This window comes from Endozoicomonas sp. ALB115 (assembly GCF_049310245.1).
GTDB lineage: Bacteria > Pseudomonadota > Gammaproteobacteria > Pseudomonadales > Endozoicomonadaceae > Endozoicomonas.
On record NZ_JBLYZG010000024.1, the window covers coordinates 41668 to 58603 of the forward strand.

At 51.0% G+C, this 16936-nt stretch carries 9 protein-coding genes; all 9 read right to left on the minus strand.

The window, feature by feature from the left end:
* Positions 1-131 precede the first annotated feature (131 nt).
* The 9 genes from ACO6VE_RS12415 to ACO6VE_RS12455 all read right to left on the minus strand — a co-directional run bounded on the left by ACO6VE_RS12415 (position 132) and on the right by ACO6VE_RS12455 (position 16825).
* Complete coding sequence (locus ACO6VE_RS12415; RefSeq protein ID WP_422461564.1) at positions 132-4238, minus strand: DUF1601 domain-containing protein; 4107 nt, start codon at positions 4236-4238, stop codon at positions 132-134.
* 173 nt (positions 4239-4411) lie between these two features.
* Entirely contained in the window at positions 4412-7474 is a 3063-nt protein-coding gene (locus tag ACO6VE_RS12420; protein ID WP_422461566.1) for a DUF1601 domain-containing protein, read from the minus strand.
* A gap of 110 nt (positions 7475-7584) precedes the next feature.
* Positions 7585-7998, minus strand: a complete 414-nt coding sequence (locus ACO6VE_RS12425) for a hypothetical protein (RefSeq protein WP_422461568.1) — start codon at positions 7996-7998, stop codon at positions 7585-7587.
* Positions 7999-8146: 148 nt separating this feature from the next.
* Positions 8147-8419 (minus strand): IS4/Tn5 family transposase DNA-binding protein, encoded by a 273-nt coding sequence (locus ACO6VE_RS12430; protein WP_422461570.1) that lies wholly within the window; start codon positions 8417-8419, stop codon positions 8147-8149.
* 73 nt (positions 8420-8492) lie between these two features.
* Positions 8493-10208, minus strand: coding sequence for a DUF1601 domain-containing protein (locus tag ACO6VE_RS12435; RefSeq protein ID WP_422461572.1), 1716 nt, complete (start codon positions 10206-10208; stop codon positions 8493-8495).
* Complete coding sequence (locus ACO6VE_RS12440; RefSeq protein WP_422461574.1) at positions 10162-11241, minus strand: hypothetical protein; 1080 nt, start codon at positions 11239-11241, stop codon at positions 10162-10164. The genes ACO6VE_RS12435 and ACO6VE_RS12440 overlap by 47 nt, the downstream gene beginning before the upstream one ends.
* Before the next feature lie 51 nt (positions 11242-11292).
* Positions 11293-14766, minus strand: a complete 3474-nt coding sequence (locus tag ACO6VE_RS12445; protein WP_422450758.1) for a DUF1601 domain-containing protein — start codon at positions 14764-14766, stop codon at positions 11293-11295.
* Positions 14767-14862: 96 nt separating this feature from the next.
* Positions 14863-16056, minus strand: coding sequence for an RAP domain-containing protein (locus ACO6VE_RS12450; RefSeq protein WP_422461576.1), 1194 nt, complete (start codon positions 16054-16056; stop codon positions 14863-14865).
* A complete protein-coding gene (locus tag ACO6VE_RS12455; RefSeq protein WP_422450761.1) occupies positions 15962-16825 on the minus strand; it encodes a hypothetical protein in 864 nt (287 codons plus the stop codon). Before ACO6VE_RS12455 ends, ACO6VE_RS12450 begins: the two co-directional genes overlap by 95 nt.
* Positions 16826-16936: the final 111 nt, after the last annotated feature.

Sequence of the window (16936 nt, forward strand, 5' to 3'; positions counted from 1 at the left end):
TCATTTTGCTGGAATGTTGATAAATGTAAGCAGTGGGAGGAACTCATCTGCTCCTGATGCCACCCATCCGTTATCTTCAAAACATCCGGGGCGAAATTCAGGGGCAACAGGTCTTCAACGCTGGTAGAACTTTACTTGAATGTGAAAACGGTTCCTGGGGCGAAGGGAGGGGATTGCTGGCTGTTTTTTCTCTTCCTCTTGGCTGGTTTGCCGGTTTGTTCTTTTAAATGTTCTTGGGCAGTTAAGTAGACGTGATCTGAGGGTTGCCTGTCATCAGCAGTAACGTATGAATCATCTGCCCACCTTCTTTTAAGTGATACAGAGCCATGCCCTTGTGGCGGGAAGCCTATCCTGGTCTTTATTTGATCAATGTATGGTTTCATTAAATCCTGACTCAAGAGCATGTTAACCGGAATTTCAATGACCTCAAATCCTGCTTTTTGCAACAGTGCGATTTTCAGCAGCGTCGAACCATTCCTGGTGTTGAAATCACCACCCACGTAATGAGAGGGCCCCTGAACTTCAATCACCATGTTGTGATCTGGCAGGAGCAGGTCAACCGGAGGCAATGAGTTCAGACTCTTTTCTTCTTCAATCTGCAAAGAGGGAAAGCATGATTGGAGTTGATCGCGAAAGTCGGCCTGGATTTTTGAAATGTTTGTCGGGTAATGGGGGACGACTGGACACGCTCTCCCAAGCCAACTGGCGGCCATGGCAATGATGCGTTGATCGTCTTCATTGTCTGAGGATGTATTTTCCAGACGAGTAAACAGCTCATCCATGTGCTTTTCAAGCCAGTTATTGTTATTGGAGTCCAGAGACAATCTGGCACAGCAAACCATGACTCCCCAGAGAGACATCAATAGGTCTTGCTGTAAGAGCTGAGGGTGTTCACTGATTCGGTAAACAAACGATTCGAACATAGAGGTCACCAGGTTCAGCTCAACGAACTCACCCAGTTTCGCGGTGGCCCACAGCAGATTGGCGATTTCCTTTGGTTTAAAGTTAGCTTTCTGTGTGTTCACGTGGCGCAATAGCGCGGCCACGGCCTCGTTGAGCTCTGATGTCCACTCCCCGTTACCCACCAGTTTCGCTATGGCCCACAGCAGGTTGGCGATTTCCTGTGGTTTAAAGTTAGCTTTCTCCGTGTTGACGCATGGCAACAGCGCGGTCATGGCCTCGTTAAACTCTGGTGTTCGCTCCTGCCCGTTGTCCACCAGTTTCGCCATGGCCCACAGCAGGTTGGCGATATGCTGAGGAATAAATTGGTCTTTCTGTGCGTTCACGAAGGGCAACAGCACGGCCACGGCCCCTTTAAGCCCTGGTGTCTGCTCCTGCCCGTTGTCCACCAGTTTCGCCATGGCCCACAGCAGGTTGGCGATATGCTGAGGAATAAATTGGTCTTTAAATGCGTTCACGTGGGGCAACAGCGCGGCGACGGACTCGTTCAGTTCTGGTGTCCGCTCCTGCCCGTTGTCCACCAGTTTCGCCATGGCCCACAGCAGGTTGGCGATAGCCTGTGGTGTAAAGTTATCTTTCTGTGCATTCACGAGTGGCAACAGCGCGGCCACGGTCTCTTTAAGCTTTGGTGTATCCTGCCCGTTGTCCAGTAGTTTCGCCATGGCCCACAGCAGGTTAGCGATTTCCTGTGGTTTGAAGTTAGCTTTCGCTGTGTTCACGAGTGGCAGCAGCGCGGCCACGGCCTCTTTGAGCCCCGGTGTCCGCTCCTGCCCGTTGTCCACCAGTTTCGCCATGGCCCACAGCAGGTTGGCGATAGCCTGTGGTGTAAAGTTATCTTTCTGTGCGTTCACGAAGGGCAACAGCGCGGCCGTGGCCTTGTTGAGCCCTGATGTCTGCTCCAGCCCGTTGTCCACCAGTTTCGCCGTAGCCCATAGCAGGCTGGCGATTTCCTGTGGTTTGAAGTTAGCTGTCTGTGCGTTCACCTGGGGCAACAGTGAGGCCACAGCCTCTTTGAGCCCTGGTGTCTGCTCCTGCCCGTTGTCCACCAGTTTTGCCATGGCCCACAGCAGGTTGGCGATATGCTGAGGAATAAATTGGTTTTTCTTTGCGTTCACCTGGGGCAACAGTGTGGCCACAGCCTCTTTGAGCCCCGGTGTCCACTCCTGCCCGTTGTCCACCAGTTTTGACATGGCCCACAGCAGGTTGGCGATACCCTGTGGTGTAAAGTTTGCTTTCTGTGCGCTCACTTGGGGCAACAGCGCAGCCAACGCCTCGTTGAACTCTGGTGTTCGCTTTTGCCCGTTGTCCACCAGTTTCGCCATGGCCCACAGCAGGTTGGTGATATGCTGAGGAATAAATTGGTCTTTCTGTGCGTTTACGAAGGGCAACAGCACGGCCACGGCCCCTTTAAGCCCCGGTGTCCGTTCCTGCCCGTTGTCTACCAGTTTTGACATGGCCCACAGCAGGTTGGCGATTTCCCGTGGTTTGAAGTGGACTTTCTGCCCGTTCACGTGGTGCACCAGCGCGGCCAGGGCCTCGTTCAGTTCTGGTGTCCGCTCATGCCCCTTGTCCACCAGTTTTGCCATGGCCCACAGCAGGTTGGTGACACCCTGGGCATTAAATTGGTCTTTCTGTGCGTTTACGCGGGTCAACAGCGCGGCCACGGACTCGTTCAGTTCTGGTGTCCGCTCCTGCCCGTTGTCTACCAGTTTCGCCATGGCCCACAGCAGGTTGGCGATATGCTTAGGAATAAATTGGTCTTTCTGTGCGTTCACGAAGGGCAACAGCACGGCCACGGTGCCTTTAAGCCCTGGTGTCTGCTCCTGCCCGTTGTCCACCAGTTTCGCCATGGCCCACAGCAGGTTGGCGATACCCTGTGGTCTGAAGTTAGCTTTCAGTGCGCTCACGTGGGGCAACAGCCCGGCCACAGCCTCGTTGAGTTCTGGTGTCTGTTCCTGCCCGCTGTCCACCAGTTTTGCCATGGCCCACAGCAGGTTGGCGATTTCCCGTGGTTTGAAGTGAACTTTCTGCCCGTTCACGTGGTGCATCAGCGCGGCCAGGGCCTCGTTCAGTTCTGGTGTCCGCTCATGCCCGTTGTCCACCAGTTTCGCCATGGCCCACAGCAGGTTGGTGACACCTTGGGCATTAAATTGGTCTTTCTGTGCGTTTACGCGGGTCAACAGCGCGGCCACGGACTCGTTCAGTTCTGGTGTCCGCTCCTGCCCGTTGTCCACCAGTTTCGCCATGGCCCACAGCAGGTTGGCGATATGCTGAGGAATAAATTGGTCTTTCTGTGCGTTCACGAAGGGCAACAGCACGGCCACGGCCCCTTTAAGCCCTGGTGTCTGCTCCTGCCCGTTGTCCACCAGTTTCGCCATGGCCCACAGCAGGTTGGCAATTTCCTGTGGTTTAAAGTTAGCTTTTTGTGCGTTCACGTCGGGTAATAGCCTGGCCACGGCCTCATTGAGCTCTTGTGTTCGCTCCTGCCCCTTGTCCACCAGTTTTGCCATGGCCCACAGCAGGTTGGCGATACCCTGAGCATTAAATAGGTCTTTCTGTGTGTTCACGTGGAACAACAGCGCGGCCACGGCCTCGTTGAACTCTGGTGTTCGCTTCTGCCCGTTGTCCGCCAGTTTAGCCATGGCCCATAGCAGGTTGGCGACTCCCTGGGCATCAATGTCCCTGACTTGAGGTTTTTGGTTGCAGGTAAATATTATTGCATCCAGTAGCGTTGACAATAAGTTAGCTTGAGTAAGCTTTACACGCTCATCCATGGGGTTATGAAGGGTAAAAACACCCGCTGAAGTCAATGAATGAAGTGTTGTCGTCAGGCTTCGCCAATTCCAACTCCGTGTTGCGGTAAAATTTTGCAGCAAGCGCAGCAGCTGGCTTTGTTCCGCTCGATTTAACGGTCTTTTAGCAGCTGACGTGTATTTTTTAATTGAACTGGCATACAGACCGTGATCTCTCCCATCATAGCGATGACCGAAACGATAAGATTTACTCGCCAGGTCATCCATTATTTCCTGTTTGATGAGCGCATTAAAATCCTGAGCAGGGTTTACTGAGCGGTACTGTAGATGTTGAGAAGAGCGTGTGAAAGAAGAATGGTAAAATTCATTACGCCCGGGGACAGTGCGGGAGGGGTTATCCCATTGCCTGACTGTGGCATATCTATATCGTCCACGCCGTGAAGAAGACGCCTGGCCATTCGGTTGGTTGTCATCATTGCCTGATCTTGCGTATTGACTACTGATACCAGCAGAGCTTCTATCCATAACTGTATTTCATTAATTCATGAGAATATAAAAAGCAGACTGCGGTTCTGTTCAGAAGTTCATTTTGCTGGAATGTTGATCAATGTAAGCAGTGGGAGAAACTCATCTGCTCCTGATGCCAACCATCCGTTATCTTCAACGCATCCGGGACGAAATTCAGGGGTAACAGGTCTTCAACGCTGGTAGAACTTTCCTGGAATGTGAAAACGGTTCCAGGGTCGAAGGGAAGGGATTACTGGCTTTTTTTTCTTCCTCTTGGCTGGTTTGCCGGTTTGTTCTTCGGCGGTTAAGTAACCATGATTTGAGGGTTGCCTGCCTTTATCAGCAGTAATGCGTGCCGCATCTGCCCACCTTCTTTTGAGTGATACAGAGCCATGCCCCTGTGGCGGGATGCCTGTCCTGGTCTTTATTTGATCAATGTATGGTTTCATTAAATCCTGATTCCAAACACTGTTAACCGGAATTTCAATGACCTCAAATCCTGCTTTTTGCAACAGTGCGATTTTCAGCAGAGTCGAACCATTCCTGGTTTTGAAATCACCACCCACGTAATGAGAGGGCCCCTGAACTTCAATCACAATGTTGTGATCCGGCAGTAGCAGGTCAACCGGAGGCAGTGAGTTCAGACTCTTTTCTTCTTCAATCTGCAAAGAGGGAAAGCCTGATTGGAGTTGATCGCGAACCTCGGATTGACGTTTTGACATAGTAGTCTGGTAATGGGGGATGACCGGGCACGCTCTCCCAAGCCAACTGGCGGCCATGGCAATGATGCGTTGATCCTCTTCATTGTCTGAGGATGTATTTACCACACGTGTAAACAGGTCATCCATGTGCTTTTCAAACCAGTTATTGTTATTGGAATCCAGAGACAATCTGGCACAGCAAACCATCACTCCCCAGAGAGAAATCAATATTTCTTGCTGTGAGAGCTGAGGGTTTTCACTGATTCGGTAAACAAGCGATTCAAACATAGAGGTAACCATGTTCAGCTCAACGGACTCACCCAGTTTCGCCGTGGCCCACAGCAGATTGGCGATTTCCTTTGGTTTAAAGTTAGCTTTGTGTGTGTTCACGTGGCGCAACAGCGCGGCCATGGCCTCGTTGAACTCTGATGTCCACTCCCCGTTGTCCACCAGTTTCGCTATGGCCCACACAAGGTTGGCGATATGCTGAGGAATGAACTGATCTTTCTGTGCATTCACGTGAGGCAACAGCGCGGCCAAGGCCTTGTTGAGTTCTGGTATCCACTTCCCGTTGTCCACCCGGTTGTCCACCAGCTTCGCCATGGCCCACAGCAGGTTGGCGATATTCTGGGCATTAAATAGGTCTTTCTGTACGTTCACGTGTTGCAACAGCGCAGCCACGGCCTCGTTAAACTCTGGTGTCCGCTCTTGCCCGCTATCCACCAGTTTCGCCATGGCCCACAGCAGGTTGGCGATATGCAGAGGAATAAATTGGTCTTTCTGTGCGTTCACGAGGGGCAACAGCGCGGCCACGGCCTCTTTGAGCCCTGGTGTCTGCTCCTGCCCGTTGTCCAGTAGTTTCGCCATGGCCCACAGCATGTTGGCGATTTCCTGTGGTTTTAAGTTAGCTTTCTCTGGGTTCACTAACAGCACGGCCACGGCCTCTTTGAGTTGTGGTGTCCACTCCAGCCCGTTGTCCACCAGTTTTGCCATGGCCCATAGCAGGTTGGCGATTTCCTGTGGTTTAAAGTTAGCTTTCTGTGCGTTCACGAAGGGCAACAGCGTGGCCACGGCCTGTTTGAACTGTGGTGTTCGCTCAAGCCCCTTATCAACCAGTTTCGCCGTGGCCCAAAGCAGGTTGGCGATTTCCTGTGCTTTAAAGTGAGCTTTCTGTGCATTCACGAAGGGCAACAGCGTGGCAACGGCCTCTTTGAGCTGTGGTGTCCGCTCCAGCCCCTTATCAACCAGTTTCGCCATGGCCCACAGCAGGTTGGCGATTCCCCGGGCATTAAATTGGTCTTTATGTGTATTTACGTGGGGCAACAGCGCGACCACGGCCTTGTTGAGCCCCGGTGTCTGCTCTTGCCCGTTGTCCACCAGTTTCGCCATGGCCCACAGCAGGTTGGCGATACCCTGTGGTTTAAAGTTTGCTGTCTGTGCGCTCACGTGGGGCAACAGCGCAGCCACCGCATCGTTGCGCTCTGGTGTTCGCTTTTGCCTGTTGTCCACCAGTTTCGCCATGGCCCACAGCAGGTTGGCGATACCCTGTGGTTTAAAGTTAGCCTTCTGTGCGCTCACATGGGGCAACAGAACGGCCTCGGCTCTGCTGAGCATCGGTGTTTGCTCCTGCCCGTTGTCCACCAGTTTCGCCATGGCCCAGAGCAGGTTGGCGATTTCCTGTGGTTTAAAGTTACCTTTCTGTGCGTTCACATCGGCCAATAAGCTGGCCACGGCCTCATTGAGTTCTGGCGTCTGTTCCTGCCCGTTGTCCACCAGTTTCGCCATGGCCCACAGCAGGTTGGCAATATGTTGAGGAATAAATTGGTCCTTCTGTCCGTTCATGTGGGGCAACAGTGCGGCCACAGCCTCGTTGAGCCCTGGTTTTCGTTCCTGCCCGCTGTCTACCAGTTTCGCCATGGCCCACAACAGGTTGGCGACACCCTGGGCACCAATATAGCTGGCTTCAGCTTTTTGGTTGCACTTGAATATTATTGCATCAAGCAGTGTTGACAATAAGGCAACTTGAGTATGCTTTACACGCTCATCTATGGGGTTATGAGGGGTAAAAACACCCGCTGAAGTAAATGAGTGCAGTGTTGTCGTCAGGCTTCGCCAATTCCATTTCCACGTTGCTGTGAAATTTTGCAGCAAATGCATCAGTTGGATTTGTTCCGCTCGATTTAACGGTCTTTTAGTAGCGAACGTGTATTTTTTTATTGAGCTGGCATATTGCCCGTGATTTCTCCCATCATAGTGATCACCGAAACGATAAGATTTACTCACCAGGCCATCCATTATTTCCTGTTTGATGAGCGCATTAAAATCTTGAGCAAGGTTTACCGAACGGCGCTGTAGATTTTGAGGAGGGCATGCACCAGGAGAATGGTAAAATTCATTGTGCCCCAGTGCAGGGCGGGGGGGATTATCCCGATGTCTGACTGTAAACTGTCTATATCGTCCACGCCTTGCAGAAGCGGTATGGTTATCCGGATGGTTGTCATCACTACCTGGTCTTGCGTATTTTCCACTGATACCAGCAGATGTTCTATGCATAATTATATTTCATTAATTCATGGAAATATTAAAAGCAGACTGCGGTTCTGTGCAGAAGTTCATTTTGTTGGATTGTGAAAACGGTTCCTGGTCGAAGGGCTGTCTCTTAGTCAGATCTCTACACCCTTTGTCATCCGGTAAGTGTGGAGACGGTCTTGCAGTTTCGCCCAGCCATCCCAAACAACTAACCATCCGGAAACGCCTGTTCGTTTAGAGTCACCCAAGGTTGGTTCTTCAGCCAAAGCATCAAAAAGAAGTTGGTTATCACCAATTAAAATTCGGTTTTGTGTTGCTCTGACAACAAACCTTTGACTGTGAGTGGTCTTGTACTGGATATATTCATAAACATCGGCTTCACGATCGCAGACACTAACTACCCTGGTCATTTGGGCACCCAGCCTGTGCTCAATGCTTTCAGAGGACTGCTGCCACTTAAAACTTTCTTTTTTCTTCGTAAGGTCGCTGCTTGCGAGTGTTCCGCTTGCCGCGCTCCCCGTCGTCTCTAATCCAGCGTTGCTGATCAATCAGCCCCATTGTTCGCTCAGTATCAGCATCCAGAAGCAACACTGAGTGAGCCCAAATGCCTCTGGCATTGCTATTTTTTGGTTCACTATATCGCCCAGTCTGACCTGATGGAATGTTTGTAGCTGAGAGTGGTACTGTCTTCAATGGCTAACAAGAGTTGTGCATCGTGTACAGCGAGCGCGGTCGCCTGAAATCCGGCTCTGCAATAGCATCCGGTTCTACAGCTTCATTTCCAATAAATCGATAGGCACCTTCAACCACTGCAAGGTTGCTTTCACAAGAGGAGGCTAAAGATGAGCCCGTGTGGGCAGCCAGCTCAGCGGCTACATGAGTTAGTCTTTTTGTACGACGCTTGTCACCTAAGTCTGAGCACTTGAAAGTATGTTCAGCCCATTGCTGAGGAGGTAGTGGTGTAAACATGGTCTTGACCTATCTCAGAAAGGATAAGTCAAGTATAGAAGTTGTGACTAAGAGACAGGTCGAAGGGAGGGGATTACTGGCTGTTTGTTTTCTTCCTCTTTGCAGGTTTGTCGGTTTGCTCTTCTAAATGCTCTTCTGCGTTTAAGTAACCGTGATCTGTGGGTTGCCTGCCTTTATCAGCAATAATGTATGCCGCATCTGTCCACCTTCTTTTAAGTGATACAGAGCCATGCCCCTGTGGCGGGATGCCTATCCTGGCCTTTATTTGATCAATGTATGGTTTCATTAAATCCTGATTCAAAAGCCTGTTAACCGAAATTTCAATCACCTCAAATCCTGCTTTTTGCAACAGTGCGATTTTCAGCAGAGTCGAACCATTCCTGGTTGTGAAATCACCACCCACGTAATGATATGGTCCCTGCACTTCAATCACCATGTTGTGATCTGGCAGTAGCAGGTCAACCGGAGGTAATGAGTTCAAACACTTTTCTTCTTCAATCCGCAAAGAGGGAATGGATGATTGGAGTTGAGCGCGGAAGTCGGCCTGAGGTTTTGAAATGGTTGTCGGGTAATGGGGGACGAACGGACACGTCCTGCGAAGCCAGCTTGCGGCCATGGCAATGATGGATTGATCTTCTTTATTGTCCGGGGAGGTGTTTTCCAGACGAGTAAACAGCTCATCGATGTGCGGTTCAAGCCAGTTATTGTTATTGGAGTCCAGAGACAATCTGGCACAGCAGACCATTACTCCCCAGAGCGACATCAATATGTCTTGCTGTGAGAGCTGAAGATTTTCACTGATTCGGTAAACAAGCGATTCAAACACAGAGGTAGCCACGTTCAGCTCAACGAACTCACCCAGTTTCGCCGTGGCCCACAGCAGGTTGGTGATTTCCCGTGGTTTAAAGTTCGCTTTCTGGGTGTTCACATGGCGCAATAGCACGGTCACGGCCTCGCTGAGCTCTGATGTCCACTCCCCGTTATCCACCAGTTTCGCCATGGCCCACACAAGGTTGGCGATTTCCTGTGGTTTAAAGTTAGCTTGCTCTGTGTTGACGCGTGGCAACAGCGCGGCCACGGCCTCGTTGAGCCCTGATATCAACGCCCCGTTGTCCGCCAGTTTCGCCATGGCCCACAGCAGGTTGGCGATATCCTGGGCATTAAATAGGTTTTTCTGTACATTCACATGTTGCAGCAGCGCGGCCACGGCCCTGTGCAGCTCTAGTGTTTGCTCCAGCCCATTGTCCACCAGTTTCGCCATGGCCCATAGCAGGTTGGCAATATGCTGAGGGTTAAATTGATTTTTCTGTGCATTCACGCCGGTAAACAGTACGGCCAGGGCGGCTTTGAGCTCTGGTGTCTGCTCCTGCCCGTTGTCCACCAGTTTCGCCATGGCCCACAGCAGGTTGGCAATATGCTGAGGAATAAATTGGTTGTTTGGTGCGCTCACTTGGGGCAACAGCGCGGCCACAGTCTCTTTGAGCCCTGGTGTCCGCTCCTGCCCGTTGTCCACCCGTTTCGCCAGGGCCCACAGCAGGTTGGTGATTTCCTGAGGTTTAAAGTTAGCTTTCTGTGCGTTCACGAAGGGCAACAGCGCGGCCACGGCCTTGTTGAGTTCTGGGGTTTGCTCCTGCCCGTTGTCCACCAGTTTTGCCATGGCCCACAGCAGGTTGGCGATATGCTGAGGAATAAATTGGTTTTTTTTTGCGTTCACGAGGGGCAACAGCGCGGCCACGGCCTTGTTAAGTTCTGCTGTCTGTTCCAGCCCGTTGTCCACCAGTTTTGCCACGGCCCACAGCAGGTTGGCGATATGCTGAGGAATAAATTGGTTTTTTTTTTGCGTTCAGGTGGGGCAACAGTTTGGCCACAGCCTCGTTGAGCCCTGGTGTTAACTCATGTCTGTTATCCACCAGTTTCGCCATGGCCCACAGCAGGTTGGCAATGCCCTGGGCATTAAATTGGTTTTTCTGTGCGTTCACGCGGGGCAGTAGCGCAGCCACGGCCTGGTTAAGCTCTGGTGCCAACTGCTGCCCGTTGTCCACCAGTTTCGCCATGGCCCACAGCAGGTTGCTGATGCCCTGGGCATTAAATTGGTCTTTTTGGGTGTTCACAAGGGGCAACAGTGCGGCCACAGCTTTGTTGAGTCCTGGTTTTTGCTCCTGCTCGCTGTCTACCAGTTTTGCCATGACCCACAGCAGGTTGACGACACCCTGGGCATCAATATCCCTGGCTGGAGGTTTTTGGTTGCACTTGAATATGATGGCATCAAGTAGCGTTGACAGTAAGGCCGCTTGAGTACGCTTAACCCGCTCCTCCATGGGCTTATGAGGGGTAAATACACCCGCTGAAGTCAATGAATGCAGTGTTGTCGTCAGGCTTCGCCAATTCCAGCTTCGTGTTACGGAAAAATTTTGCAGTAAAGGTATCAGCTGGCTTTGTTCGTCTCGATTTAATGGTCTTTTAGCAGCTGACGTGTATTTTTTAATTGAACTGGCATATAGGCCGTGATCTCTCCCATCATAGCGATCACCGAAACGATCCGATTTATTCACCCAGCCAATGATTATTTCTTCTTTTATGAGGGCATTAAAATCTTGAGCAAGGTTTACTGAACGGTGCAGTAGATTTTGAGGAGGGCATGCGTCAGGTGAATAGTAAAATTCATTGTGCCCCGGGGCAGGATGGGAAGGATTATTCCGATGTCTGACTGTACACTGTCTATATCGTCCACCCCTTGCAGAAGCGGTATGGTTATCCGGCTGGTTGTCATCATTACCTGATCTTGCGTATTGATCACTGATACCAGCAGAGCATCTATTCATAACTATATTTCATTAATTCATGAGAATATAAAAAGCAGACTGCGGTTCTGTTCAGAAGTTCATTTTGCAGGAATGTGAAAACAGTTTCTGGATCGAAGGGAGGGGATTACTGGCTGTTTTTTTCTTCCTCTTGGCTGGTTTGCGGGTTTGTTCTTGTAAATGTTCTTCGGCGGTTAAGTGACCGTGATCTGAGGGTTGCCTGCCTTTATCAGCAGTAACGTATGGCGCATCTGCCCACCTTCTTTTAAGTGATACAGAGCCATGCCCTTGTGGCGGTATGCCTGTCCTGGTCTTTATTTGATCAATGTATGGTTTCATTAAATCCTGATTCCAAAGCCTGTTAACCGGAATTTCAATGACCTCAAATCCTGCTTTTTGCAACAGTGCGATTTTCAGCAGAGTCGAACCATTCCTGGTGTTGAAATCACCACCCACGTAATGAGAGGGCCCCTGAACTTCAATCACCATGTTGTGATCTGGCAGGAGCAGGTCAACCGGAGGCAGTGAATTCAGACTCTTTTCTTCTTCAATCTGCAAAGAGGGAAAGCATGATTGGAGTTGATCACGGAAGTCGGATTGAGGTTTTGACCTGATAGTCTGGTAATGAGGGACGAACGGGCACGCTCTCCCAAGCCAACTGGCGGCCATGGCAATGATGCGTTGATCCTCTTCATTGTGCAGGAATGTATTTTCCAGACGGGTAAACAGGTCATCCATGTGCTTTTCAAGCCAGTTATTTTTGTTGGCATCAGAGACCAGAGCCAATCTGGCACAACATACCATTAACCCCCAGAGAGACATAAATATGTCTTGCTGAGAGAGCTGAGGGTTGTCACTGATTCGGTAGACAAGCGATTCGAACGTGGATGTAACCACGTTCAGGTCAACGAGTTCACCCAGTTTCGCCATAGCCCACAGCAGGTTGGCGATGCCCTGGTCATTAAATTGGTCTTTTTGTGCGTTCACGTGTGGCAACAGCGCGGCCACGGCCTCATTGAGTTCTGGTGTCTGCTCCTTCCCGCTGTCCACCAGTTTTGCCATGGCCCAGAGCAGATTGACGATTTCCTGTGGTTTAAAGTTAGCTTTCTGTGGGTTCACGTGGGGCAGCAGCCCGACCACGGCCTCATTGAACTCCGTTGTCCGCTCCTGCCCGTTGTCCACCAGTTTCCCCATGGACCACAGCAGGTTGGCAATACCCTGTGGTGTAAAGTTAGCTTTTTGTGCGTTCACGTGGGGTAACAGTGCGGCCACGGCCTCATTGAACTCTGTTGTCCTCTCCTCGCTGTTGTCCACCATTTTCGCCATGGCCCACAGCAGGTTGGTGATACCCTGAGGTTTAAAGTTGGTTTTCTGTGCGTTTACGAGGAGCAACAGTGCGGCCACGGCCTCTTTGAGTTCTGGTGTCTGCTCCCGCCCGTTGTCCACCAGTTTCGCTATGGCCCACAGCAGGTTGGCAATTTCCTGAGGTTTAAAGTTGGTTTTCTGTGCGTTCACGAGGAGCAACAGTGCGGCCACGGTCTGTCTGAACCCTGGTGTTTGCTCCTGCCCATTGTCCACCAGTTTCGCCATGGCCCACAGCAGGTTGGCGATATGCTGAGGAATAAATTGGTCTTTCTGTGCGTTTACGTGGGGCAACAGCGCGGCCACGGCCTCGTTGAGTTCAGGTGTTCGCTCCTGCCCGTTGTCCGCCAGTTTCGCCATGGCCCACAGCAGGTTGGCGATATGCTGAGGAATAAATGGGTCTTTTTGTGCGTTCACGAGGGGCAACAGCGCGGTCACCGCCTTGTTGAGTTCTGGTGTCTGCTCCTGCCCGTTGTCCACCAGGTTTGCCATGGCCCATAGCAGGTTGGCGATACCCTGGGTATTAAGCTGGTCTTTCTGTGCGTTCACGTGGGGCAATAGCGCGGCCACGGCCTCTTTGAGCCCTGGTATGTGCTCCTGCCCGTTGTCCACCATTTTCGCCATGGCCCACAGTAGGTTGACGATAGCCTGAGGAATAAATTGGTCTTTCTTTGCATTCATGAGGGGCAACAGCGCGGCCACGGTCTCGTTGAGTTCTGGTGTTTGCTCCTGCCCGTTGTCCACCAGTTTCGCCATGGCCCATAGCAGGTTGGTGATTCCCTGGGCATTAAGTTGGTCTTTCTGTTCATGCACGAGGGGCAACAGCACGGCCACGGCCCCGTTGAGCCCTGGTGTCTGCTCGTGCCCGTTGTCCACCAGTTTCGCCATGGCCCACAACAGGTTGGCAATTTCCTGTGGTTTAAAGTTGGTTTTCTGTGCGTTCACGGGGAGCAACAGTGCTGTCACGGCCTCTTTGAGTTCTGGTGTCTGCTCCTGCCCTTTGTCCACCAGTTTCGCCATGGCCCACAGCAGGTTGGCGATATGCTGAGGAATAAATTGGTTTTTCTGTGCGTTCACGAGGGGCAAGAGCACGGCCACGGCCCCGTTGAGCCCTGGTGTCTGCTCGTGCCCGTTGTCCACCAGTTTCGCCATGGCCCACAGCAGGTTGGCAATTTCCTGTGGTTTAAAGTTATCTTTCTGTGCGTTCACGTCGGGCAATAGCCTGGCCAGGGCCTCATTGAGCCCCGGTGTCCGCTCCTGGCCCTTGTCCACCAGTTTCGCCATGGCCCACAGCAGGTTGGCAATTTCCTGTGGTTTAAAGTTATCTTTCTGTGCGTTCACGTCGGGCAATAGCCTGGCCAGGGCCTCATTGAGCCCCGGTGTCCGCTCCTGGCCCTTGTCCACCAGTTTCGCCATGGCCCACAGCAGGTTGGCGATTCCCTGTGGTTTAAAGTTAGCTTTCTGTCCATTTACGTGGGGTAACAGCGTAGCCACGGCCTCGTTGAACCTTGGTGTTCGCTCCTGCCCGCTGTCTACCAGTTTTGCCATGGCCCACAGCAGGTTGGCGATTCCCTGAGCATCAATATCCCTGGCTTGAGGTTTTTGGTTGCACTTGAATATTATTGCATCAAGTAGCGTTGACAGTAAGGCCGCTTGAGTACGCTTAACACGCTCCTCCATGGGGTTATGAGGGGTAAATACACCCGCTGAAGTCAATGATTGAAGTGTTGTCGTCAGGCTTCGCCAATTCCAGCTCCGGGTTACGGAAAAATTTTGCAGTAAACGTATCAGCTGGCTTTGTTCGGCTCGATTTAATGGTCTTTTAGACGCTGACGTGTATTTTTTAATTGAACTGGCATATTGACCGTGAAGTCTCCCATCATAGCGATCACCAAAACGATAAGATTTAGTCAGCAGGTCAGCCATTATTTCCTGTCTGGTGAGGGTGTTGAAATCTTGAGCAGAGTTTACTGAACGGTACTGTAGATGTTGTGAAGAGCGTGTGAAAGAAGAATGGTAAAACTCATGACGCCTCGGGGCAGTGCGGGAAGGGGGATCCCATTGTCTGACTGTGGCATGTCCATATCGTCCACGCCGTGAAGAAGCGGCCTGGTCACCCGGTTGGTTGTCATCATTGCCTGATCTTGGGTATTGACATCTGATACCAGCAGAACTTCTATCCATAACTATATTTCATTAATTCATGAGAATATAAGAAGCAGACTGCTGCTCTGTTCAGAAGTTCATTTTGTTGGAATGTTGATAAATGCAGGGAGGGAATTACTGGCTGTTTTTTCTCTTCCTCCTGGCTGGTTTGCCGGTTTGTTCTTGTAACTGTTCTTCGGCGGCTAGGTAACCATGATTTGAGGGTTGCCTGCCTTTATCAGCAGTAACGTATGAATCGTCTGCCCACCTTCTTTTAAGTGATACAGAGCCATGCCCCTGTGGCGGGATGCCTATCCTGGTCTTTATTTGATCAATGTATGGTTTCGTTAAATCCTGATTCCAAAGCCTGTTAACCGGAATTTCAATGACCTCAAATCCTGCTTTTTGCAACAGTGCGATTTTCAGCAGAGTCGAACCCTTGCTGGTGTTGAAATCACCACCCACGTAATGAGACGGTCCCTGAACTTCAATCACCAGGTTGTGATCTGGCAGTAGCAGGTCAACCGGTGGTAATGAATTCAGACTCTTTTCTTCTTCAATCCGTAAAGATGGAATGCATGATTGCAGTTGATTGCGGAAGTGGGATTGACGGTTTGAAACGTTTGCATGGTAATGGGGGACGAACGGACACGGTCTCCCAAGCCAACTTGCGGCCTTCGCAATGGTGTGTTGACCCTCTTCATTGTTCGGGGATGTATTTTCCAGGCGAATAAACAGGTCATCGATGTGCTTTTCAAGCCAGTTATTGTTATTGGAGTCCAGAGACAATCTGGCACAGCAAACCATTACTCCCCAGAGAGACATCAATATGTCTTGCTGTGAGAGCTGAGGGTTTTCAATGATTCGGTAAACAAGCGATTCAAACATAGAGGTAACCACGTTCAGCTCAACGATCTCACCCAGTTTCGCCGTGGCCCACAGCAGATTGGCGATTTCCTGTGGTTTAAAGTTAGCTTTCTCCGGGTTCACTTGTGGCAACAGCACGGCCACGGCATCTTTGAGCTGCGGTGTCTGCTCCTGCCCGTTGTCCACCAGTTTCGCCGTGGCCCATAGCAGGTTGGCGATTTCCTGTGGTTTAAAGGTAGCTTTCTGTCCGTTCACGTGGGGCAACAGCGCAGCCACCGCCTCATTGAGCCCCGGTGTCCGCTTCTGCCCGTTGTCCACCAGTTTCGCCATGGCCCACAGCAGGTTGGCGATACTCTGTGGTGTAAAGTTAGCTTTCTGTGCGCTCACGTGGGGTAACAGCGCGGCCACGCTCTCTTTGAGTTCTGGGGTCCGTTCCTGCCCGTTGTCTACCAGTTTCGCCATGGCCCACAGCAGGTTGGCGATATGCTGAGGAATAAATTGGTTTTTTTTTTGCGTTCACGTGGGGCAACAGTGCGGCTACAGCCTTCTTGAGCCCTGGTGTCAACTCATGCCTTTTATCCACCAGTTTCGCCATGGCCCACAGCAGGTTGGCGACACCCTGGGCATCAATATCCCTGGCTGGAGGTTTTTGGTTGCACTTGAATATGATGGCATCAAATAGCGTTGACAGTAAGGCAGCTTGAGTAAGCTTAACACGCTCATCTATGGGGTTATGGAGGGTAAAAGCACCCGCTGAAGTCAAGGAATGAAGTGTTGTCGTCAGGCTTCGCCAATTCCAGCTTGGCGTTGCTGTGAAATTTTGCAGCAAATGCATCAGCTGGCTTTGTTCCGTTCGATTCAACGGTCTTTTAGCAGCTGACGTGTATTTTTTAATTGAACTGGCATAATTACCGTCAAGTCTCCCATCATAGCGATCACCGAAACGGTAAGATTTACTCATAAGGTCATCCATTATTTCCTGTCTGGTGAGAGCATTAAAATCCTGAGCAGGGTTTACTGAACGGTACTGTAGATGTTGAGAAGAGCGCGTGACAGAAGAATGGTAAAATTCATGACGCACCGAGGCAGTGCGGGAGGGGTTATCCCATTGTCTGACTGTGGCATATCCATATCGTCCATGCCTTGAAGAAGACGCCTGGTCATCCGGTAGGTTGTCATCATTGCCTGATCTTGCGTATTGACCACTGATACCAGCAGAGCTTCTATCCATAACTATATTTCATTAATTTATGAAATTAAAAGCAGACTGCTGTTCTGTTCAGAAGTTCATTTTGTTGGAATATTGATAAATGTAAGCAGTTGGAGAAACGCATCTGCTCCT